Consider the following 21,989-nt stretch of genomic DNA (forward strand, 5'->3'; position numbering starts at 1 on the left):
CGTTTGATAATAATTTTTAAATAAAACTTGCAGAAGTCAAAAATTAATCTGATTTTTGCACTCGCTGATCGAAACAGCATCGTTCTTAGAGAGTTTAAAAATATTAAAATATAGAAGCCTCCTTAGCTCAGCTGGTAGAGCAACTGACTTGTAATCAGTAGGTCATTGGTTCGATTCCGATAGGAGGCTCAAGAATTGCAATCTTAAATTGCAGGTATCTGGAGGGGTTCCAGAGCGGTCAAATGGGACGGACTGTAAATCCGTTGCTTCGGCTTCGAAGGTTCGAATCCTTCTCCCTCCACACCAAATCAGTTTACAAATCCGAGCTTGTTTTTCAAGCTAGGTATTTGTAAGCAAAAGCGGAAGTAGCTCAGTTGGTAGAGCGATAGCCTTCCAAGCTATAGGTCGCGAGTTCGAACCTCGTCTTCCGCTCTCTTTTTATTATACGATTTAAGTCTCTGTCTCATTTGATATAATAATATCTTGCAGGTGGAGGCGTTTATCTATAAATGGCTTTTGAAAGCCGAAGTAGCTCAGGGGTAGAGCACTTCCTTGGTAAGGAAGAGGTCGTGGGTTCAAATCCCATCTTTGGCTCGTAATAACAACTTTTTTAGAAGAAAAAATAAAATTTTAATTTACTAATTCGCATAAACATGGCAAAAGAGAAATTTGACCGCAGTAAACCACACTTAAACATTGGTACAATCGGTCACGTTGACCACGGTAAAACTACTACAACTGCAGCTATCACTAAAGTATTAGCGGATGCAGGTTTATCAGAAGCTCGTTCATTTGATTCAATTGACTCTGCTCCTGAAGAAAAAGAACGTGGTATCACAATTAATACAGCACACGTAGAATACCAAACAGCTAATCGTCACTATGCGCACGTTGACTGTCCAGGTCACGCCGATTATGTAAAAAACATGGTAACAGGTGCTGCTCAGATGGACGGAGCTATCATCGTAGTTGCGGCTACAGATGGTCCTATGCCTCAAACTCGTGAGCACATCCTATTGGCTCGTCAGGTAGGTGTTCCTGCACTAGTAGTTTTCTTGAACAAAGTTGACTTAGTAGATGACAGCGAATTATTAGACTTAGTTGAAATGGAAGTTCGTGAATTATTATCATTCTACGAATACCCAGGAGATGATATTCCAGTAATCAAAGGTTCTGCTTTAGGTGCATTGAACGGTGAGCAACAATGGGTTGATTCAATCATGGAATTGATGGATGCTGTTGATAACTACATTCCAATCCCTCCACGTTTGACTGAACTTCCTTTCTTGATGCCGGTAGAGGACGTATTCTCGATCACAGGTCGTGGTACAGTAGCTACAGGTCGTATCGAAAGAGGTGTGATCAACTCAGGAGATCCGGTTGAGATCTTAGGTATGGGTGCTGAGAACTTGAAATCTACAGTAACAGGTGTTGAGATGTTCCGTAAAATTTTGGATTACGGTGAGGCTGGTGATAACGTAGGTTTATTGTTACGTGGTATTGAGAAAACTGATATCCGTCGTGGTATGGTTATCTGTAAACCAGGTTCAGTAACTCCTCACGATAACTTCAAAGCTGAGGTTTACGTATTATCAAAAGCAGAAGGTGGACGTCACACTCCATTCTTTAACAAATACCGCCCTCAATTCTATTTCCGTACAACAGACGTTACAGGTGAAATCACTTTAGCTGAAGGTACTGAAATGGTAATGCCAGGTGACAACGTAACAATCACTGTTAAGTTGATCAGTCCTATCGCAATGGAAAAAGGTCTACGTTTTGCAATCCGTGAAGGTGGTAGAACAGTAGGTGCTGGTCAGGTAACTGAAATCATTTAATCTGAAATAGATTAGAAATATAAATAAGCTAATCAGCTGAGGCTGATTAGCTTATTTTTTCTGATGCAAAAGTGCATTAAGAAATAGTAAAAAAAAGTGAAATATATTTGTTGCAGAGGTGCGAAAACGCTATATTTGCAACGTCAAAAAACAAAACCCACGGGCATAGTTCAATGGTAGAATAGAGGTCTCCAAAACCTTTGATCAGGGTTCGAATCCTTGTGCCCGTGCAAACTATAGATAAACTATAAAATGGCGAAAGTACTAGATTTTTTTAAAGACTCTTATGAAGAGATCACACAGAAGGTAACTTGGCCTACCTGGGCTCAGTTGCAAAGTTCAGCTGTGATTGTACTTATTGCTTCTCTTATCATCGCTCTTCTGGTTTTTGTGATGGATAAAGCGTCGAGCAACGTATTAGAGTTGTTGTACGGTATTACTTCATAATTTTTTCAGTATTTAATTTATGGCAGATCAAAGTTTAAAATGGTACGTGGTTCGTGCTGTAAGTGGAAAGGAAAAGAAAGTAAAGCAATATATTGATGCTGAGATTAGTCGCTTAGGAATCCAGCACCTGGTTGCTCAGGTACTTATTCCAATGGAAAAGTATTACCAGATGCGTGATGGCAAGAAAGTGGCAAAAGAACGTAACTACTACCCTGGATATGTGTTGATTGAAGCATCTCTTGATGCAGAAACAGAACACGTAATCAAAAATATTAACAGCGTAATCGGTTTCTTAGGAGATAAGGCCGGAAATGCTATTCCGTTGCGTCCAAGCGAGGTGAACCGCATCTTAGGTAAAGTGGATGAGATGGCTGAGCAAGGTGAGACAATCAACGTACCTTATTACGTTGGTGAAACGGTAAAAGTAAACGATGGTCCGTTTAACGGATTTACCGGAGAAATCGAAGAAGTTCACGAAGACAAGAAAAAGCTGATCGTGATGGTGAAGGTCTTCGGAAGAAAAACCCCATTAGAACTTAACTACATGCAAGTAGAGAAAGAATAAACAAAAGAAAAGAGGAGAATTAAAATTTCCTCTTTTCTTTTGTTTATTTATTTTTTGTATTTCATAAAAAATAGTATATCTTTGCACCTCATTTGGTGCCTGATTTCGGTCCGGTATCATTGAATAAATAAATGTTACGTTATATGCTTCCAACTTACTAACAAACATTTAATAATTAAATTCAGAACAAAATGGCAAAAGAAGTCAGTGCGTTAGTAAAATTACAAGTTAAGGGCGGAGCTGCAAATCCATCGCCACCAGTAGGACCTGCATTAGGTGCTAAAGGTGTTAATATCATGGATTTCTGTAAGCAATTTAACGCTCGTACGCAAGACAAACCAGGCAAAGTATTACCTGTTGTCATTACAGTTTACAGCGACAAATCTTTTGATTTTATCATCAAAACTCCTCCGGTAGCAATCCAGTTAAAGGAAGCTACAGGGTTGAAAAGCGGATCTGGAGAGCCTAACCGTAAGAAAGTAGCTTCTGTTACTTGGGATCAGGTGAAAACAATCGCTGAGGATAAATTGGTAGATTTAAACGCATTTACTGTAGAAGCAGCTATGCGTATGGTAGCTGGGACAGCACGTAGTATGGGTATTACCGTGTCCGGTAATGCTCCTTGGAACAATTAATTAACGAAATCAGTTTAAGAAAAGTGGCTAGATTAACAAAAAATCAAAAAGCGGCACTATCCAAAATTGAAGCTGGTAAAGCATACTCTTTGAAAGAAGCTTCGGCTTTGGTAAAAGAGATATCATTAACCAAATTTGACGCTTCTGTGGATATCGACGTTCGTTTAGGCGTAGATCCTCGTAAGGCAAATCAAATGGTTCGTGGTATTGCAACTTTACCTCACGGAACTGGTAAGACTGTTCGCGTTTTAGTTTTATGTACTCCTGATAAAGAAGAAGAAGCTAAAGCAGCAGGCGCAGATTTCGTAGGTTTAGATGACTATATCAGTAAAATCGAAGGCGGTTGGACTGACGTTGATATCATTATTACCATGCCTAGTGTTATGGCTAAAGTAGGTAAATTGGGTCGTATTTTAGGTCCAAGAAACTTAATGCCTAACCCTAAAACTGGTACAGTAACTACAGAAGTAGGTAAAGCTGTAACAGATGTTAAAGGTGGTAAAATCGATTTCAAAGTTGACAAAACAGGTATCATCCACACTTCGATTGGTAAAGCGTCGTTCGATGCAGATAAGATTTATGATAACGCATTAGAGGTATTACAAACTATCTCTCGTTTGAAACCATCTGCAGCTAAAGGAACATACTTTAAGAGCATTCACATTTCATCAACAATGAGTCCTGGAATTCATGTTGAGACTAAATCAGTAGCAGGAATTTAATCATGAGAAAAGAAGAAAAACAAGAAATTGTTCTAGCTTTGGCCGAGCAGATTAAATCATACGGTAATTTTTATATTGCTGACACTGCTGATTTAAGCGTTGAGAAGGTGAATGGCATTCGTCGCAAATGTTTTGAAAGCGGTATTGAAATTAAAGTAGTGAAAAACTCTTTAATTAAAAAAGCATTAATCGAAGCAGGTGTTGATTCGGAAGAGATCTTTGGTACACTGAAAGGTGCATCTACATTAATGTTCTCTGAAGTTGGTAACGCTCCTGCTAAATTAATCAAGCAGTTACGTAAAGAAGGTGATAAACCTCTTTTGAAAGCAGCTTATATCGATTCAGCAGCATTTGTTGGAGACGGTCAATTGAATGCATTAGTGAATCTTAAGTCTAAAAATGAACTTATCGCTGATGTTATCGCATTGCTTGAATCTCCTGCGAAGAATGTTATTTCAGCTCTTCAGTCAGGCGGAAATACAATTTCGGGCTTAGTAAAAGCTTTAGAAGAAAGAGGCTAACGAATCCTCTCTAACAGAAATATTCGTTATTATTTAATTAACAAAAATTTTTAAAAGTAAATTCAAAAATCAAAATAAAATGGCAGATTTAAAACAACTTGCTGAACAGTTAGTGAACTTAACAGTAAAAGAAGTTAAAGAATTAGCTGATATCTTAAAAGATGAGTATGGTATCGAGCCTGCTGCTGCTGCTGTTGCAGTTGCTGCTGCTCCTGCTGAAGGTGGCGCTGCTGCTGCTGAAGAGAAAACTTCATTTGACGTTATCTTGAAAGAAGCTGGTGGTCAGAAATTAGCAGTAGTTAAATTGGTTAAAGATTTAGCTGGTCTAGGCTTGAAAGAAGCTAAAGATTTAGTTGACGGAGCACCTAAAGAATTAAAAGCTGGTGTATCTAAAGACGAAGCTGAAGCTTTGAAAAAACAATTAGAAGAAGCTGGAGCTGTTGTTGAGATCAAGTAATCTCACATATTAAGCACCTTAAAGGTTTAGACTCTGACGGTATATCCATCAGAGTCTATTCCTATTTTAACACACCACTATCAGTTATGTGTGCTGTTGCATAATTGTAAATGTGAATTAAGCAGCATATAGTTAGCTCAGTTTTTTTAAACTAAAATTCTTATTCCCTTGGCAAACAATAATATTCAAAAAGAAAGAGTAAATTTTGCGACAAGTAAGAAGGTTATCGATTATCCTGATTTCTTGGACGTACAATTACAGTCTTTCAAGGAGTTTTTTCAATTAGAAACTACTTCTGACAACCGCCATCAGGAAGGGCTGTTCAAAGTATTTTCGGAAAACTTCCCTATTTCTGATTCAAGAAACATTTTTGTGCTTGAGTTTTTGGATTATTTTATTGATCCTCCCCGCTATGATATACAAGAGTGTATCGAGCGTGGTCTTACTTATAGCGTTCCTTTAAAGGCAAAATTAAAGTTATCTTGTAATGATGAGGAACACGAAGATTTCGAAACCATTGTTCAGGATGTATATTTGGGAACTATTCCTTATATGACTCCTAAAGGTACCTTCGTTGTAAATGGTGCAGAGCGTGTGATCGTTTCACAATTACACCGTTCACCAGGCGTATTCTTCGGTCAGAGTAGACACACAAATGGTACTAAACTTTATTCTGCAAGGGTTATTCCTTTTAAAGGATCTTGGATCGAATTTGCAACAGACGTAAACAACGTCATGTATGCTTACATCGATCGTAAAAAGAAATTCCCAGTTACAACTTTATTACGTGCTATCGGGTACGATTCAGACAAGGATATCTTAGAATTGTTTGATCTTGCAGATGAAGTTAAAGTTAGTAAGTCTGGTCTTAAGAAATATGTTGGTCGTCGTCTGGCAGCCAGGGTATTGAAAAAATGGGTAGAAGATTTCGTGGATGAAGATACAGGTGAAGTTGTATCTATTGACCGTAATGAAATTATCCTTGAACGTGAAACTGTTTTGGAAGAAGACCACATTGATTTTATCATCGATGCAGGAGTGAAATCTGTCATTCTGGCTAAAGATGATGCATCTAACAATGCGGACTATTCTATTATATATAATACCCTTCAGAAAGATACGTCCAACTCAGAAAAAGAAGCGGTAGAGCATATCTATCGTCAGTTACGTAATGCTGAACCACCTGATGAGGAAACTGCTCGTGGTATCATCGATCGTCTGTTCTTCTCTGACAAACGTTATGATCTGGGGGATGTTGGTCGTTACCGTATCAACCGCAAATTGCAATTAGATACTCCGGCAGATACGAAAGTATTGACTCGTGAAGATATTATTGCGATTGTGAAATACCTTATTAATCTGATAAACTCTAAAGCTGAGGTCGATGATATTGACCACTTATCTAACCGTCGTGTTCGTACGGTAGGAGAGCAGTTATATGCACAGTTTGGAGTAGGTCTGTCACGTATGGCACGTACTATCCGTGAGCGTATGAATATTCGTGATAACGAAGTATTCACACCTACAGATCTGATCAATGCACGTACATTATCGTCCGTCATTAATTCGTTCTTCGGAACAAACCAGCTATCTCAGTTTATGGACCAAACAAATCCATTGGCAGAGATTACGCACAAACGTCGTTTATCAGCTTTAGGTCCAGGTGGTCTTTCCCGTGAAAGAGCAGGATTTGAGGTTCGTGACGTTCACTATACGCACTACGGTCGTCTTTGTACTATCGAGACGCCGGAGGGACCAAACATCGGTTTGATCTCTTCTCTGGCTGTTCACGCTAAAATCAATAACCTTGGTTTTATTGAAACACCATACCGTAAAGTAGAAGCTGGTCGTGTAGTAGTAGAAGAGCCTGTTATCTATCTGTCTGCTGAAGATGAAGATGAGAAAACAATTGCTCAGGCAAATGCTATCTACGATGAAAAAGGAAATTTCGAAGATCCAAAAGTAAAAGCAAGATATGAAGGTGACTTCCCGATTATCGAGCCTGAAAAACTGGATCTTATGGACGTTTCTCCAAATCAGATTACTTCGATTGCAGCATCATTGATTCCTTTCCTGGAGCATGATGATGCCAACCGTGCCCTGATGGGATCAAACATGCAACGCCAGGCGGTGCCATTGTTACGTCCGCAGGCGCCTATCGTTGGTACAGGTCTTGAAGGTCGCGTAGCCCGTGACTCGCGTACACTGATCAACGCTGAAGGAAATGGTGTTGTTGAATATGTAGATGCTGAAGAAATCAAGATTCGTTATGATCGTACAGAAGACGATCGTCTGGTATCATTCGATGATGATATCAAAACATATAAATTGATCAAATTCAAGAAAACCAACCAGAGTACATGTATCAACCTGAAACCGATTGTCAGAAAAGGACAGCGTGTTGAAAAAGGTCAGGTACTATGTGAGGGTTATGCTACTGAAGATGGTGAATTGGCATTAGGACGTAACCTTAAAGTAGCTTTCATGCCTTGGCAGGGATACAACTTTGAGGATGCGATCGTAATCTCTGAGCGCGTGGTAAGTCAGGATATCTTCACTTCCCTTCACATTGAAGAATTTGAATTGGAGGTTCGTGATACAAAACGTGGTGAAGAAGAACTTACTGCAGATATTCCTAACGTTTCAGAAGAAGCAACCAAAGACCTGGACGAGAACGGTATTATCCGTATCGGTGCTGAAGTTGGTGAGGGAGATATCCTGATCGGTAAGATTACACCTAAAGGGGAGTCAGATCCTTCACCGGAAGAGAAATTATTAAGAGCAATCTTTGGTGATAAAGCCGGAGATGTAAAAGATGCTTCTTTGAAAACTCCTCCGTCAATTAAAGGTGTAGTAATTGATACCAAATTATTCTCTCGTGCGAAAAAAATGTCTAAAGAAGTAGAGCGCAAAACGCTTGAAAAATTGGAAACTACACACGACAGAAATGTTAAAGTATTAAAAGATCGTCTGGTTGATAAATTATTTACAATCGTAAATGGTAAAACCAGTCAGGGTATCTATAATGTGTACAAAGAATTATTGGTGCCAAAGGGTGCTAAATTCACACAAAAGATTCTTGCTGATCTGAATTACGATAACATCAATCCAACAGGATGGACTACAGATGATGATAAAAACGAATTGATCAAAGCTGCTCTTCACTTCTTCAACATTAAGTTGAACGAAGAACTTGGAGCATTCAAACGTGAAAAATTCGCAATCTCAGTAGGGGATGAACTTCCTTCCGGAATTGTACAGATGGCTAAAGTTTACGTGGCTAAGAAACGTAAATTGAAAGTTGGGGATAAAATGGCGGGACGTCACGGTAACAAAGGTATCGTTGCACGTATCGTACGTGATGAGGATATGCCATTCTTAGAAGATGGAACTCCTGTTGATATCGTGTTAAACCCACTTGGGGTACCTTCACGTATGAACTTGGGACAGATCTATGAAACTGTATTAGGTTGGGCAGGTCAGAAATTAGGTGTCAAATTTGCAACTCCGATCTTCGATGGTGCTGAGCCGTCAGAAGTAGAAGGATGGATCGCTAAAGCTGGATTACCGGCTTCAGGTAGAACTTATCTTTACAACGGATTGACCGGAGACCGTTTCGATCAGCCGACAACTGTAGGGGTGATCTATATGTTGAAATTAGGTCACATGGTTGATGATAAAATGCACGCACGTTCTATCGGACCATACTCATTGATTACACAACAACCTCTGGGTGGTAAAGCTCAGTTCGGTGGTCAGCGTTTTGGTGAGATGGAGGTTTGGGCACTTGAGGCATTCGGAGCATCTAACATCTTACAGGAGATCTTGACTGTGAAATCAGATGATGTTGTAGGTCGTGCCAAAACTTACGAAGCTATCGTAAAAGGTAACAACCTGCCAACTCCATCCGTACCGGAATCGTTTAACGTACTGGTACATGAGTTACGCGGTTTAGGTTTAGATATTACATTAGATTAATTAAGCAATAGAGCTTAAGAGGCTTCGAAATCCTCTTAAGCTTCTTTATACAGCTTTAACTTTGGAATAAAAGTATGTCTTACAAAAAAGATAATAAAATTAAAAGCAACTTTACGTCAATCACCATTAGCTTGGCGTCACCGGAAACAATCTTAGAGCGTTCCAGTGGTGAAGTTGTAAAACCGGAAACGATTAACTATCGTACCTACAAACCAGAACGTGATGGTTTATTCTGTGAGCGTATCTTCGGTCCTGTAAAGGATTACGAATGTCACTGTGGTAAATACAAGCGTATCCGTTATAAAGGTATCGTGTGTGACCGTTGTGGAGTAGAAGTTACAGAGAAAAAAGTACGTCGTGAGCGTATGGGACACATCAACCTGGTGGTTCCTGTAGCGCATATCTGGTACTTCCGTTCACTTCCTAACAAAATTGGTTATTTATTAGGTCTTCCAACCAAAAAACTGGATATGATTATCTATTACGAACGTTATGTCGTAATCCAGGCTGGTATTAAAGAAGAAGATGGTATCAATTACATGGACTTCCTTACTGAGGAAGAATACCTGGATATCTTAGATACATTACCTAAAGAAAACCAATACCTTGATGACAACGATCCTCAGAAATTCGTTGCGAAAATGGGAGCAGAGGCTTTAGAAGAATTATTAAAACGCCTTGATCTGGATCAGTTATCATATGATCTTCGTCACCAGGCTGCTAATGAGACTTCACAACAACGTAAAAATGAGGCATTAAAACGTCTTCATGTTGTGGAGGCTTTCCGCGGAGCAAATGAGCGTATTGAAAATCGTCCGGAATGGATGATCGTGAAAATCGTTCCGATTATTCCACCGGAATTGCGTCCGTTAGTTCCTTTGGATGGTGGTCGTTTTGCGACTTCGGATTTAAATGACTTATACCGTCGTGTTATTATCCGTAATAACCGTCTGAAACGTTTGATCGAAATCAAAGCACCGGAAGTTATCTTACGTAACGAAAAACGTATGCTTCAGGAAGCTGTGGATTCCCTGTTTGATAACTCACGTAAGGTGAATGCTGTGAAAACAGAAGGTAACCGTGCGTTAAAATCACTTTCTGATATTCTGAAAGGTAAACAAGGTCGTTTCCGTCAAAACTTATTAGGTAAACGTGTGGATTATTCGGCTCGTTCGGTAATCGTCGTTGGACCTCATTTGAAATTACACGAATGTGGTCTTCCTAAAGATATGGCTGCAGAGCTTTACAAACCGTTTATCATTCGTAAGATGATTGAAAGAGGTATTGTAAAAACTGTAAAATCAGCTAAAAAAATCGTGGATCGTAAAGATCCTGTAGTATGGGATATCCTGGAGAATGTATTGAAAGGTCACCCTGTATTATTAAACCGTGCACCTACGCTTCACCGTCTGGGTATCCAGGCTTTCCAACCTACGTTGGTAGAAGGTAAAGCCATCCAGTTGCACCCGTTAGTGTGTACCGCATTCAACGCCGATTTTGACGGTGACCAGATGGCTGTTCACTTACCATTAGGTAATGCTGCTGTATTGGAAGCACAGATTCTGATGTTGGCTGCACACAATATCCTTAACCCTGCAAACGGTTCTCCGGTAACAGTACCTTCTCAGGATATGGTACTCGGTCTTTATTATATCACTAAAGGCCGCAAAACTGCTGAAGATAGAGTTGTAAAAGGTGAAGGGATGTCATTCTACTCTGCAGAAGAAGTTATTATTGCTTTGAATGAGAAGAAAATTGACTTGCACGCTTTCATTAAAGTCAAAACTAAAGTAAGAAATAAAGACGGTGAAATCGTTGATACCTTATTGGAAACGACTGTTGGTCGTGTAATCTTTAATCAGATTGTTCCTGAGGAGATGGGTTTCATCAACGAATTGCTGACTAAAAAATCACTTCGTAATATTATTGGTGAGATCGTGAAGACTACGGGTATGGCCCGTGCCGCGAAATTCCTGGATGATATGAAAGAGTTAGGATTCCAGACAGCATTCAAAGGTGGTCTTTCCTTTAACTTACAGGATTTAAATATTCCTGCTGCAAAAGCTGATCTGATCCAGCAAGCTACAAATGAAGTTGAAGAAGTAATGGGTAACTATAACATGGGTTTCATTACTAACAACGAGCGTTACAATCAGATCATCGATATCTGGACACGTATCAACAATAAGTTGACTGCACACGTAATGGACATCCTGTCTAACGACAATCAGGGATTCAATTCAGTGTATATGATGCTTGACTCCGGAGCCCGTGGTTCCAAAGAGCAGATTCGTCAGTTGTGTGGTATGCGTGGTCTGATGGCTAAACCTCAGAAATCAGGTGCTTCAGGTGGTGAAATTATCGAAAACCCGATTCTTTCTAACTTTAAAGAAGGTCTGTCAGTCCTTGAGTACTTTATCTCTACTCACGGTGCGCGTAAAGGTCTTGCCGATACGGCATTGAAAACAGCCGATGCGGGTTACCTGACTCGTCGTTTACATGACGTGGCACAGGATATGATCGTAGTTGAGCAGGATTGTAACGGTCTGAGAGGTATCTACACGACAGCCTTGAAAGACAATGACGATATTGTAGAACCATTATACGACAGAATCTTAGGCCGTGTATCTCTGTACGATGTATTAGATCCTGAGACTAACGAGATCATTGCATTTGCTAATCAGGATATTTCAGAAGAAATAGCAGAACGTATTGAAAATGCAGGTATCGAAGGTATCGAAATCCGTACGGTATTGACTTGTGAGTCTAAACGCGGAGTATGTGCTTCATGTTACGGACGTAACCTTGCATCCGGTAAACGTGTTCAGTTAGGTGAAGCTGTCGGTGTTATTGCAGCACAATCTATCGGTGAGCCGGGTACACAGTTGACACTTCGTACGTTCCACGTGGGTGGTACGGCATCTAACATTGCTGCTGAGTCTCAGATTTCAGCAAAACATGAAGGTGTCATCGAATTCGAAAACGTACGTACAGTATCTCAGGAAGGTGAAGATGGTACACACCAGGTGGTATTAGGCCGTTCAGGTGAGCTTCGTGTTATCGAGCCTACAACTAAGAAAGTACTTTATCAGCAAAATATCCCTTACGGTTCACAACTTTACGTGAATGCAGGTGATAAAGTTGAAAAAGGTGCACGTTTGGTATCATGGGATCCGTATAACGCCGTGATCATCTCCGAGTTCAGCGGTAAAGTTGAATTTGATGCGATTATCGAAGGTGTAACATTCCGTGAAGAATCAGATGAACAAACTGGTCACAAAGAGAAAGTTATTATTGAAACACGTGATAAAACGAAAAACCCTACGATCAAAGTCCTTGATCTGAAAGGTGAAGTCGTTCGTTCATACAATATTCCTGTTGGAGCTCACGTTTCGGTATCTGACGGTCAGAAAATCAAAGAAGGTGCGATCTTAGTTAAGATCCCTCGTTCTACTGGTAAGACCCGAGATATTACAGGTGGTCTTCCACGTGTAACCGAATTATTCGAAGCACGTAACCCTTCAAACCCTGCTGTAGTAACAGAGATTGACGGTGTTGTAGCATTGGGTGGTGTAAAACGTGGTAACCGTGAGATTTCTATCGAATCTCGTGACGGGCAGATCAAAAAATATCTTGTTCCACTTTCGAAACACATCCTTGTACAGGATAATGACTTTATTAAGGCTGGTATGCCTTTATCAGACGGTTCGATCTCTCCAGCAGATATCTTATCGATCAAAGGTCCTTCCGCAGTACAACATTATATCGTAAATGGTATTCAAGAGGTTTACCGTCTTCAGGGGGTAAAAATCAACGATAAACACTTCGAGACAATCGTTCACCAAATGATGCAGAAAGTGAATATCGAGGATCCGGGAGATACACGTTTCTTAGAAAAAGAAGCTGTAAACAAATGGGATTTCATGCAGGAGAACGACTCATTGTACGACAAAAAAGTTGTTGTAGATGCAGGAGACTCTAACGACCTTCGTCCTGGTCAGATTGTTACATTACGTAAATTACGTGAAGAGAACTCCAGCCTGAGACGTCGCGACCTGAAATTAGTAGAAGTAAGGGATGCTATCCCTGCGACTTCAAGTCCATTGCTGCAAGGTATTACCAGAGCTTCATTAGGTACTAAATCATTTATCTCTGCAGCATCCTTCCAGGAAACAACGAAAGTGTTGAATGAGGCAGCTATTGCAGGTAAACGTGATGATTTATTAGGCCTTAAAGAAAACGTAATCGTAGGTCACCTGATTCCTTCAGGTACAGGTTTACGTGATTATGGTAATATTATCGTAGGTTCCCGTGAGGAATACGATCAATTGTTAGCATCGAAAGAAGAAGATTAATTAATCTTGCTGATATAAGAAAAGGGGTAACAATCTGATTGTTACCCCTTTTTTATGTTTTTTAAATTATGCTTTCGACCATTTTAGCAATAACTTACATCGCTCACTCAACCAGTCTTCCCCACTTTCATCTGCAGGAGGGCTGAATAGCTTTGATCCAAGTCCGACAGCATATACACCAGCCTGTTTCCAGGTGCGGATGTTTTCCTCTGTAGTATCTACACCACCGGTAGGCATAAATTTCAGATCAGGAAACAAAGGTTTTATTGCTTTCAAAAAGTTAGGGCCAAGACTATCGCCCGGGAAAAGCTTGACAAGAGAAGCACCTAATTCTTCAGCCTTTGCAATCTCTGTAGGAGTCATGCAGCCGGGGATCCATAGCAATCCATGTTTTGCTGTTATTTCAGCTATTTTTTTCTTGATAATAGGACTTACGATGAATTCCGCTCCAAGTGCTATGAATTCCTTTGCCTGTTCTCCCGTCTTAATCGTTCCGATTCCTAACTTCAAATCCGGAAAATGTTCACTCTTAAAGGTCAGAAGTTGTTTGAAATTCTCCCTGGCATTGACACCTCTGTTTACAAATTCAAATACACGTATGCCTCCTTTGTAGCACTTAGTAAGAACATCTTTACAAGAGTCAATGTTATCGTTATAATATACCGGAATGACCGGATTGCCTCCGATTAATTTAAGTACTTCATTCATATCACTAATTTATTTTTCCATTTCCAAAATCGCCTTCAACAAATAATTTTTGAAAGCCGGCCTGAGTAGCCGTATTAATAATATCCTGAGGAGATTGTTCCTGTATAACCGCGTATATCAGACCTCCCATAAAAGCATCACCACTTCCGATACGGTCAATGACATTATTTGTTTCCAAGGTCTCCGATACGGCATCAGCCTCTCTGCTGTGGTATGTTCCATAAAACAGATTGTGTGTTGCATTATCCATAAATCTGAACGTATTTGCGATATGCTTACATTTAGGATAAGACTGGAAGATGTTAGCAGCAGATTTTTTTGAATAGGCTACATACGTTTCTTTTGAAGTCTCACGGTCTAATGTTTCATCAATAGGGCTATTCAGCATCTTGTTAGCAGCCCATATGTTTCCCATAATGACATCTGCATATTGTACCAGCTCCGGCATAATTTCATTTGGCAGCTTCCCGTATTGCCACAATCTGTTTCTGTAATTCAGATCTACAGATATCGTAATGCCTCTTTCATCTGCCTTTTGTAAGGCTTGTTTACAGATATTCGCCAATTCCTGATTAAGTGACGGCGTGAGGGCTGTAAAATGAAACCAGTCTATTCCTTCAAAAATAATATCCCAGTTTATATCATCTATCGAGAGTTGACTGAAGGAGGAATATTTACGATCATAAATAACTTCACCTTTACTCAATCCGTTGGCTGACAGTAAGAAATAACTCCCCAGACGGTCGCCCTGAATTTTCATTAGGGAGGTATCTATTCCATAGTTTCCTAATTTGGACAGAATTTCCTGTGTAAGGGCATTATCCGGAGCAGCACTGAAATAAGTCGTCGGAATACCCAATCGGGCTAATGTAACAGCTACATTGGCTTCTGATCCGCCTGGGTATACTTTTAAAGTATTCCGGTTTGTTTCAAAAAAGTAGTCTGAAGTCGCCTGCATCCGTATTAATAATTCACCGAAGGAAAGCACTCTCTTATTGGGCATAGATTGATTATTTTATTGTTGAAAACGAAAATACTAACTATTTGTTATTTAAAGATTGGAGGACTATAATATTTCCGAAATCGTTATCGTAAAAATACAGAAGTGTAAACTTTACAATGTAGTTGGAAATTAGCACTTTTATAGATTATAAGATTATAAACAAGCATCCTTATGAATATTTTAGAACAATTTTCCTTAAAAGGACAGGTTATTGTCGTAACAGGCGGTACCGGTATCTTAGGAAAATCTTTTGTGAAAGCATTGGCTGAGGCTGGAGCCAAAGTCGTTATTATCGGACGTAATCAGGAACGCGCAGATGAGCGCGTGAAGTTAGTAGAGACGTTAGGGGGTGAGGGACTTGCAATCGTGGCAGATGTACTTAGTGAATCTGAAATGATTGCTGCAAGGGATAAAATTATAGAAAAATGGGGTACAATAGACGGACTGGTAAATGCGGCCGGAGGAAATATCCCCGGAGCGACCATCGGACCAGATCAGAATTTATTTGACTCCAAAATAGAGGATACATTAAAGGCTATAGAGCTCAATCTCAATGGAACGATCATCCCGACACAGGTCCTTGGCCGTGTACTGGCGGAAAAAGGTAAGGGATCGATAATTAATATCGCTTCTCTGGCCTCCAGCAGTGCTATTACCCGTGTATTGGGATATAATGTCGCTAAATGCGGGATTATCGGATATACAAAGTGGATGGCTACGGAACTCTCCTTAAGATATGGAGATAAAGTCCGTGTCAATGCAATTGCCCCGGGTGTCTTTTTAACCGAGCAAAACAGAACATTACTGACCAATGAAGATGGTACATTCACCGCGCGTGCCCAACGTTTTCTCAACAAAACTCCTTTCTCTAGATTAGGAGATCCGTCCGAACTGGAAGGCGCGCTGATATTCCTGCTTAGTCAGGCTTCAGGTTTTATAAATGGGGAAACGCTCTATGTAGACGGAGGTTTCAATTCATGGTCAGGAGTATAACAGCTAAAGTTTAAAAACAGAAAATGAACAGATTAGAACAGACATGGAGATGGTATGGTCCTAATGATCCGGTATCTCTTCAAGATGTTAAACAGGCAGGTGCAACAGGTATTGTCAGTGCACTGCATCATATTCCTCATGGTGAAATATGGCCATTAGGAGATATAAAAGAAAGAAAAGCCATTATTGAAGCAGCAGGTCTTACTTGGTCTGTTGTAGAGAGTGTACCTGTACACGAAGCGATAAAGACTAAAAGCGAAAATGCAGGTCTATATATCGAAAACTATAAACAATCTCTGCGTAATCTTGCGGAGTGCGGGATACATACGGTCTGTTACAATTTTATGCCGGTACTGGACTGGACACGTACGCATCTGGATTACGGCATGACAGACGGTTCTAAGGCCCTGTACTTTAATTGGTTTGACCTGGCTTTCTTCGATCTGTATGTACTCAAAAGAGCAGGGGCGGAGCAGGATTATCCACAGGCCGTACTGGAAGAGGCATTGGCAAAATCTCACCAGTATACCAAAGCTGATATTGATAAGTTGTCTGAAAATATACTGATGGGAATTCCGAGTGAAAAAGGGATAACGCTCGAAGACCTTACACAAAGTATCCATGTATATCAGCATATAGGTAAAGATGGATTGCGGGACAATCTGCTATGGTTCTTATCCCAAATTGCAGAGACTTGTGAGCAAAATCAGATCAGGATGACCATCCATCCGGATGATCCGCCTTATCCTATATTAGGCTTGCCAAGAATTGCTTCTGATAAAGATGATTTTGAATTTATTATTAAAGGAGTCGATCAGACTTTTAATGGTGTTTGTTTCTGTACAGGATCTTTGGGAGCAGGGGTAAGTAATAATGTCTTAGACATTTTTAATGTAGTCAAAGACCGTATCTATTTTGCACATCTGCGGAATGTGAAGAAAGATGTTTTTGGAAACTTTTATGAAGCAGATCATCTTGACGGGGATGTAGATATGTACCACGTCATGAAGTTATTAACTGCAGAAAATCAAAAAAGAGAAAAAGCGATTCCATTTCGCCCGGACCACGGGCATCAGATGTTAGACGATCTGAATAAAGTGACGAATCCGGGTTATTCTGCAATCGGAAGATTAAGAGGTTTGGCTGAATTGAGAGGGTTGGAACTTGGAATTTTAGGCAGTTAAAGATGCAGACAGAACAGTTTTTAAATGACAATTTTCTGTTGTCAACTCCTTTGGCACAACAGCTTTATCACGATTATGCTGCCAGCTTACCTGTTATTGATTATCATTCCCATTTACCGCCATTAGATATCAGGGAAAATAAGAATTATAAAAATATAACGGATATCTGGCTGGCAGGAGATCATTATAAGTGGAGAGCTATGCGTGCTTTTGGTGTAGAAGAAAAATACATCACAGGAGATGCCAGCGACCGCGATAAATTTCAAAAATGGGCAGAAACAGTACCTTTTACAATAAGGAATCCATTGTTTCACTGGACGCATATGGAGCTTAAGAATCCATTTGGATTCAGCGGATTGCTGAATGGTCAGAATGCGCAGGATGTTTTTGATAAGACTGAACAACAGTTACAAACATCAGCATTCTCTACTCAGGGATTATTGCAGCATTTTAATGTAGAGATGGTCGGCACAACAGATGACCCTGCAGACGATCTGGCAGATCATAGTGCTATTGCACAATCTGATTTCAAAACAAAAATATTACCCTCATTCAGACCAGACAAATCACTACAACTTGACGGTGGTGATGATTACAGAACATACTTGACACGATTGTCAGCGGTTGCAAATGTACAGATCGTAGACTTAGACTCCCTGATCGCAGCATTACATATTCGTATTGAATTTTTTCATGCTTTGGGCTGTCGTATCTCTGATCATGGATTAAGCTGTTTTCCATTGAAAGGAAATTCAGATACTGAAAAAATAAATCATATATTTAAGGCTGTATTGGATGGTGATGATACAGGTGTCACAGTCGAGATTAAAGATAGTTTTTCATTCTATATTTTAGCAGCTGTATCCAGAAAATATCATGAAAAGGGTTGGGCACAGCAATATCACGTAGGCGCGTTGCGTAATAATAATCAAAGGCAACGTCTTTTATTAGGGCCAGATACAGGTTTTGATTCTATCGGCGATTATCAGCATGCTGCAGCCTTGTCCGCTTTCCTAAACCATCTGGACAGGACAGACCAATTGGCCAAAACTATTATTTACAATTTAAATCCTGCCGATAATGCAGTTTTTGCATCCATGGCCGGGAATTTTCAGGGAGAGGGAATAAAAAGTAAAATACAGTTTGGCTCAGCATGGTGGTTTCTGGATCAACTGGACGGAATGAAAAAGCAAATGGACGCTTTATCCAATATGGGGCTGATAAGCTGTTTCATCGGAATGCTTACGGATTCCAGAAGCTTCTTGTCCTATTCGAGACATGAGTACTTCAGAAGGCTGTTGTGTAATATCTTTGCTGAAGACATTCATAAAGGATTGATCCCGAATGATCCTGAATGGATCGGGAAGATCATATCAGATATTTGTTATTTTAATGCAAAAGAGTATTTCGGTTTTTAACCGGAGTACACCTTTTATAAACCTTACTTATTATGAACCAAAAAATAGGAAAGTATCGCTGGACGATCTGCGCCTTATTATTTTTCGCTACTACAGTTAACTATCTGGACCGTCAGGTGTTGAGTCTGCTGCACCCCATTCTGGAGGATGAATTTGGCTGGACAAATACGGACTATGCCAATATCACAGCAACTTTTCAGTTTGCATATGCAGTATCTATGTTATTTGCAGGACGTTTTATAGATAGGTTAGGCACAAAAATGGGATTTGCCATTGCTATTATTATCTGGTCTATAGGAGCTATAATTCATGCGTATGCTGTAGAGATGGGAGAGATCTCTGCGCGTGTATTAGGTATAACAGCCATTTCGACATCAGTGTTAGGTTTTATAATCGCACGGATTGTACTTGGCTTCGGAGAATCCGGTAATTTTCCGGCCGCTATTAAAGCTACAGCGGAGTTCTTCCCCAAAAAGGAACGTGCTCTTGCAACGGGAATATTTAATTCAGGGTCTAATATCGGTGCTATTCTGGCGCCGTTGACAGTGCCATGGATGGCGCATAACTGGGGATGGCAGTCTGCATTTATTATTGTTGGGGCAGTTGGATTTATATGGCTGATATTTTGGTTTATCCTATATGACAAACCGGAGAAAAAGTTATCTAAGGAAGAATATGATTATGTGGTAAGTGACTCTTTATTAGTTGCTAACAGGGATTTTGAAGCTCCTCAGCCTAAAATATCGTGGTTCAAATTGCTGGGGTATAAGCAAACCTGGGCATTTACCTTAGGCAAATTTCTGACAGATGGAGTATGGTGGTTCTTTTTATTCTGGCTGCCGTCATACCTGAAAACGCAGTATGGAATGGAAAGTACACAGATGATGCTTCCATTAGCGGTATTATATAGTATGACCATGTTTGGATCCATTGGTGGAGGTGCTTTTCCGATGTATTTTATCAATAAGGGATATGCGGCATATGACGGTCGGATGCGTGCTATGTTTGTCATTGCCTTATTCCCTTTAGTGGTACTGGCTGCACAGCCGCTGGGACACTATACCTTCTGGATTCCGGTAGTGCTGATAGGAATAGGTGCTTCTGCACATCAGGCATGGTCGGCTAATATTTTTACGACTGTATCCGATATGTTTCCCAAAAGTGCCGTTGGCTCCGTAACCGGTATAGGCGGTATGGCCGGTGGTTTCGGAGGAGTGATTATGTCCAAGCTGGGAGGTGGTCTGTTTGATTACTATGGTGGTCTGGGACATATCGAGACCGGTTACACAATTATGTTTTCTATCTGTGCATTAGCTTATCTGGTGGCCTGGTGTATTATGAAAGCACTGGTTCCGAAAATGAAAGTCGTTCAGGTAGACTAACTTTGAATTGAAGATTTTCTGAATGTAAGAATGGTATCAAGTTCTGTAGTTTCTATCTGAACTTGATGCCAGTTTTTCTTCGCTATAAATTTCATCAGCTTCTCCATAGCCATATCACCTATTTCCAGTGCAGGCTGACGGATAGTAGATAGAGCAGGATTAAGAGATCTTGCAAAATCAATATTGGAAAAACCGATTACCGCTAACTCATCTGGTACAGAATAGCCTAATTCTGCCAACACCCCCAGCAACGTAACTGTAATCGTATCCGAAGAACCTAATATGGCGTCAGGCTTATTCTCCGCACTCATTAGTCTGGTGATCGCATTCTTCAACTCTACATCCAGTACTTCCTGATTTTGCATATTACACTGAATATGGAACTGGTCGTCAAAAGCGATACCTGCATCTGTAAGTGCCTGATGATATCCTTTAAAACGTTCACCTGAAAGACCAAATCTGGACGCTGTGATATTTACAATCTTAGTTCTTCCCGAATCAATCAGATGTTTGGTCGCAAGGTAAGCTCCCTGAAAATTGTTCACTCCGATCTTGAAAGTTTCCAGATTGTGCTGTATCCGGTCAAAAATAACAACCGGAAAATTGTGGTCATGGATATCTTCCAGCAATTTCTGATTAGAGGTCTCATCTACCGGTGAAATCAGCAGTCCGTCAACACCGCGTTGCATGAGTGTCTCTATACAGGATCTTTCAATTTCAGGATTTTCCCGGCTCTGCATAAAGATAACTTCAAATCCTACTTTAAGCGCATGCTGCTGTATGCCCTCGATTATCTGAGAACAAAAAGGATTGTTGATAGAAGTCAGTATCACCCCAATAGTATTGGATTTACCGGTCTTCAGATTTTGTGCCAGAAGGTTTGGTTTATAGTGATGGGCTTCTGCGTATTCTAAAACTCTTTTTTTTGTTTTCTCTCCAATTTCATGACTGTCATTCAAAGCCTTGGAAACAGTAGAAATGGAAACATTCAGCGCTTTGGCAATCTCTTTAATAGTAATGCTTGACATGTTTTAAGTTTCAAAGGTGAGTAATAAAGTTAAGCTGAAAATATGACAAAAGCTAAAAAGAAAAGGGAATATCGTTGTCGTATTCCCTTTTTGTTATTTTATCTGAGATCGACAATTTCCATTCCCGGATATTTCGATTTATTAAAGGTGAATGTACTTGCTGCTATTGATGCATTACCGTTTAATGATTTTATAGTGTATGTATACCGTGAACCGGACTTGTCAAAAATGGTAGCATCATAGATTAATTTCGATGCTTTATTAATACGGAGCTTTATCTTGAAATAATTCTTCTTCGTGTCAATAGGAGAGAGCTCGATTACATTTAAGGTTGTTGCACCCACTTTCTCATCATCAGCACTCACATACTTAAATCCCGTTTTGTAGAATGAAAAGATATTACTCGGATTAATATTGTCATTAGACTGGTCCGCATCATTTATCTGTACTTCGTCTTCTTCTTTTAGAATTGTCCATGAACTTTTTCCGTCACTGATAAGGTCCTGAGATTTCATCTCGATCAGATACTTATTCGCTTTCTTATCCAGATAGAGTGTGCCCGCATCTGTATATGTTCCTCCGTTTGCCTGTTTGGCAGAGAAAGAGAACGATGCTTTAATCGTTTTGTAACCGTCGTATTTTGCAGATACCTGATTCAGTAGCTTTTTTGCAAAGGCTTCCTGTTGTGCTGAGACCGGATTACTTATGAATAGCATAAACGCAGCTACCACAAATGACCATAATGTTGTTTTCAT

17 protein-coding genes and 5 tRNA genes are annotated in these 21,989 nt (G+C 40.0%); 18 read left to right on the plus strand and 4 right to left on the minus strand.

The features are described from left to right. Positions 1-116: 116 nt before the first annotated feature. The 14 genes from HMPREF0766_RS00435 to rpoC all read left to right on the plus strand — a co-directional run bounded on the left by HMPREF0766_RS00435 (position 117) and on the right by rpoC (position 13,518). Positions 117-189: transfer RNA gene (locus tag HMPREF0766_RS00435), tRNA-Thr, on the plus strand. A 31-nt stretch (positions 190-220) separates the two neighbouring features. Beyond that, positions 221-301: transfer RNA gene (locus tag HMPREF0766_RS00440), tRNA-Tyr, on the plus strand. Positions 302-359: 58 nt separating this feature from the next. Then, a tRNA-Gly gene (locus HMPREF0766_RS00445) sits at positions 360-432 on the plus strand. A gap of 90 nt (positions 433-522) precedes the next feature. After that, positions 523-594 (plus strand) — tRNA-Thr (locus HMPREF0766_RS00450). A 59-nt stretch (positions 595-653) separates the two neighbouring features. Next, entirely contained in the window at positions 654-1,838 is a 1,185-nt protein-coding gene (gene tuf, locus HMPREF0766_RS00455; RefSeq protein WP_002992774.1) for an elongation factor Tu, read from the plus strand. 159 nt (positions 1,839-1,997) lie between these two features. Continuing rightward, positions 1,998-2,068: transfer RNA gene (locus HMPREF0766_RS00460), tRNA-Trp, on the plus strand. Positions 2,069-2,090: 22 nt separating this feature from the next. Next, a complete protein-coding gene (gene secE, locus HMPREF0766_RS00465) occupies positions 2,091-2,285 on the plus strand; it encodes a preprotein translocase subunit SecE (RefSeq protein WP_002992776.1) in 195 nt (64 codons plus the stop codon). Between the two features lie 19 nt (positions 2,286-2,304). Further along, the gene (gene nusG / locus HMPREF0766_RS00470; RefSeq protein WP_002992777.1) at positions 2,305-2,850 is read left to right on the plus strand and encodes a transcription termination/antitermination protein NusG; all 546 of its coding nucleotides are present in this window, start codon (positions 2,305-2,307) and stop codon (positions 2,848-2,850) included. Positions 2,851-3,041: 191 nt separating this feature from the next. Next, positions 3,042-3,485, plus strand: a complete 444-nt coding sequence (gene rplK / locus HMPREF0766_RS00475) for a 50S ribosomal protein L11 (RefSeq protein WP_002992779.1) — start codon at positions 3,042-3,044, stop codon at positions 3,483-3,485. 23 nt (positions 3,486-3,508) lie between these two features. Beyond that, on the plus strand, positions 3,509-4,207 hold the full coding sequence (rplA, locus tag HMPREF0766_RS00480) for a 50S ribosomal protein L1 (protein WP_037459808.1): 699 nt from the start codon (positions 3,509-3,511) through the stop codon (positions 4,205-4,207). Positions 4,208-4,209: 2 nt separating this feature from the next. Further along, entirely contained in the window at positions 4,210-4,728 is a 519-nt protein-coding gene (rplJ, locus tag HMPREF0766_RS00485) for a 50S ribosomal protein L10 (RefSeq protein WP_002992783.1), read from the plus strand. 79 nt (positions 4,729-4,807) lie between these two features. After that, positions 4,808-5,185 (plus strand): 50S ribosomal protein L7/L12, encoded by a 378-nt coding sequence (gene rplL / locus HMPREF0766_RS00490; RefSeq protein WP_002992785.1) that lies wholly within the window; start codon positions 4,808-4,810, stop codon positions 5,183-5,185. Positions 5,186-5,353: 168 nt separating this feature from the next. Further along, a complete protein-coding gene (gene rpoB, locus HMPREF0766_RS00495; protein ID WP_002992790.1) occupies positions 5,354-9,163 on the plus strand; it encodes a DNA-directed RNA polymerase subunit beta in 3,810 nt (1,269 codons plus the stop codon). A 74-nt stretch (positions 9,164-9,237) separates the two neighbouring features. Beyond that, on the plus strand, positions 9,238-13,518 hold the full coding sequence (gene rpoC, locus HMPREF0766_RS00500) for a DNA-directed RNA polymerase subunit beta' (protein WP_002992792.1): 4,281 nt from the start codon (positions 9,238-9,240) through the stop codon (positions 13,516-13,518). Positions 13,519-13,584: 66 nt separating this feature from the next. Here the strand turns inward: rpoC and HMPREF0766_RS00505 are convergent, their stop codons facing one another. Continuing rightward, positions 13,585-14,226: a beta/alpha barrel domain-containing protein gene (locus HMPREF0766_RS00505; RefSeq protein ID WP_002992793.1), complete on the minus strand. Its 642-nt coding sequence runs from the start codon at positions 14,224-14,226 to the stop codon at positions 13,585-13,587. A gap of 4 nt (positions 14,227-14,230) precedes the next feature. Continuing rightward, complete coding sequence (locus HMPREF0766_RS00510; RefSeq protein WP_002992794.1) at positions 14,231-15,229, minus strand: sugar kinase; 999 nt, start codon at positions 15,227-15,229, stop codon at positions 14,231-14,233. 171 nt (positions 15,230-15,400) lie between these two features. Between HMPREF0766_RS00510 and HMPREF0766_RS00515 the strand changes: the two genes are divergently transcribed. Genes HMPREF0766_RS00515 through HMPREF0766_RS00530 form a run of 4 tightly spaced genes read left to right on the plus strand, consistent with a single transcriptional unit; the run spans position 15,401 to position 20,206 of the window. Further along, positions 15,401-16,222, plus strand: a complete 822-nt coding sequence (locus tag HMPREF0766_RS00515; protein ID WP_002992795.1) for an SDR family oxidoreductase — start codon at positions 15,401-15,403, stop codon at positions 16,220-16,222. A 23-nt stretch (positions 16,223-16,245) separates the two neighbouring features. Further along, on the plus strand, positions 16,246-17,406 hold the full coding sequence (uxuA, locus tag HMPREF0766_RS00520) for a mannonate dehydratase (RefSeq protein WP_002992796.1): 1,161 nt from the start codon (positions 16,246-16,248) through the stop codon (positions 17,404-17,406). A 2-nt stretch (positions 17,407-17,408) separates the two neighbouring features. Then, positions 17,409-18,824 (plus strand): glucuronate isomerase, encoded by a 1,416-nt coding sequence (gene uxaC / locus HMPREF0766_RS00525; RefSeq protein ID WP_002992802.1) that lies wholly within the window; start codon positions 17,409-17,411, stop codon positions 18,822-18,824. Positions 18,825-18,856: 32 nt separating this feature from the next. Next, positions 18,857-20,206, plus strand: a complete 1,350-nt coding sequence (locus HMPREF0766_RS00530) for an MFS transporter (RefSeq protein ID WP_002992803.1) — start codon at positions 18,857-18,859, stop codon at positions 20,204-20,206. Here the strand turns inward: HMPREF0766_RS00530 and HMPREF0766_RS00535 are convergent. Further along, positions 20,203-21,234 (minus strand): LacI family DNA-binding transcriptional regulator, encoded by a 1,032-nt coding sequence (locus tag HMPREF0766_RS00535; RefSeq protein WP_002992804.1) that lies wholly within the window; start codon positions 21,232-21,234, stop codon positions 20,203-20,205. The two genes, HMPREF0766_RS00530 and HMPREF0766_RS00535, sit on opposite strands and share 4 nt — an antisense overlap. A 98-nt stretch (positions 21,235-21,332) precedes the next feature. Next, positions 21,333-21,989, minus strand: coding sequence for an outer membrane lipoprotein periplasmic chaperone LolA1 (lolA1, locus tag HMPREF0766_RS00540; protein WP_002992806.1), 657 nt, complete (start codon positions 21,987-21,989; stop codon positions 21,333-21,335).

It is taken from the genome of Sphingobacterium spiritivorum ATCC 33861, assembly GCF_000143765.1.
GTDB classification, from domain to species: domain Bacteria; phylum Bacteroidota; class Bacteroidia; order Sphingobacteriales; family Sphingobacteriaceae; genus Sphingobacterium; species Sphingobacterium spiritivorum.

What these genes read in the sequence shown, in the direction of transcription:
- tuf (WP_002992774.1), top strand. Translation starts at nt 654, where the DNA reads ATGGCAAAAGAGAAATTTGACCGCAGTAAACCACACTTAAACATTGGT.
- secE (WP_002992776.1), top strand. Translation starts at nt 2,091, where the DNA reads ATGGCGAAAGTACTAGATTTTTTTAAAGACTCTTATGAAGAGATCACA.
- nusG (WP_002992777.1), top strand. Translation starts at nt 2,305, where the DNA reads ATGGCAGATCAAAGTTTAAAATGGTACGTGGTTCGTGCTGTAAGTGGA.
- rplK (WP_002992779.1), top strand. Translation starts at nt 3,042, where the DNA reads ATGGCAAAAGAAGTCAGTGCGTTAGTAAAATTACAAGTTAAGGGCGGA.
- rplJ (WP_002992783.1), top strand. Translation starts at nt 4,210, where the DNA reads ATGAGAAAAGAAGAAAAACAAGAAATTGTTCTAGCTTTGGCCGAGCAG.
- rplL (WP_002992785.1), top strand. Translation starts at nt 4,808, where the DNA reads ATGGCAGATTTAAAACAACTTGCTGAACAGTTAGTGAACTTAACAGTA.
- rpoC (WP_002992792.1), top strand. Translation starts at nt 9,238, where the DNA reads ATGTCTTACAAAAAAGATAATAAAATTAAAAGCAACTTTACGTCAATC.
- HMPREF0766_RS00505 (WP_002992793.1), bottom strand. Translation starts at nt 14,226, where the DNA reads ATGAATGAAGTACTTAAATTAATCGGAGGCAATCCGGTCATTCCGGTA.
- HMPREF0766_RS00510 (WP_002992794.1), bottom strand. Translation starts at nt 15,229, where the DNA reads ATGCCCAATAAGAGAGTGCTTTCCTTCGGTGAATTATTAATACGGATG.
- HMPREF0766_RS00515 (WP_002992795.1), top strand. Translation starts at nt 15,401, where the DNA reads ATGAATATTTTAGAACAATTTTCCTTAAAAGGACAGGTTATTGTCGTA.
- uxuA (WP_002992796.1), top strand. Translation starts at nt 16,246, where the DNA reads ATGAACAGATTAGAACAGACATGGAGATGGTATGGTCCTAATGATCCG.
- uxaC (WP_002992802.1), top strand. Translation starts at nt 17,409, where the DNA reads ATGCAGACAGAACAGTTTTTAAATGACAATTTTCTGTTGTCAACTCCT.
- HMPREF0766_RS00530 (WP_002992803.1), top strand. Translation starts at nt 18,857, where the DNA reads ATGAACCAAAAAATAGGAAAGTATCGCTGGACGATCTGCGCCTTATTA.
- HMPREF0766_RS00535 (WP_002992804.1), bottom strand. Translation starts at nt 21,234, where the DNA reads ATGTCAAGCATTACTATTAAAGAGATTGCCAAAGCGCTGAATGTTTCC.
- lolA1 (WP_002992806.1), bottom strand. Translation starts at nt 21,989, where the DNA reads ATGAAAACAACATTATGGTCATTTGTGGTAGCTGCGTTTATGCTATTC.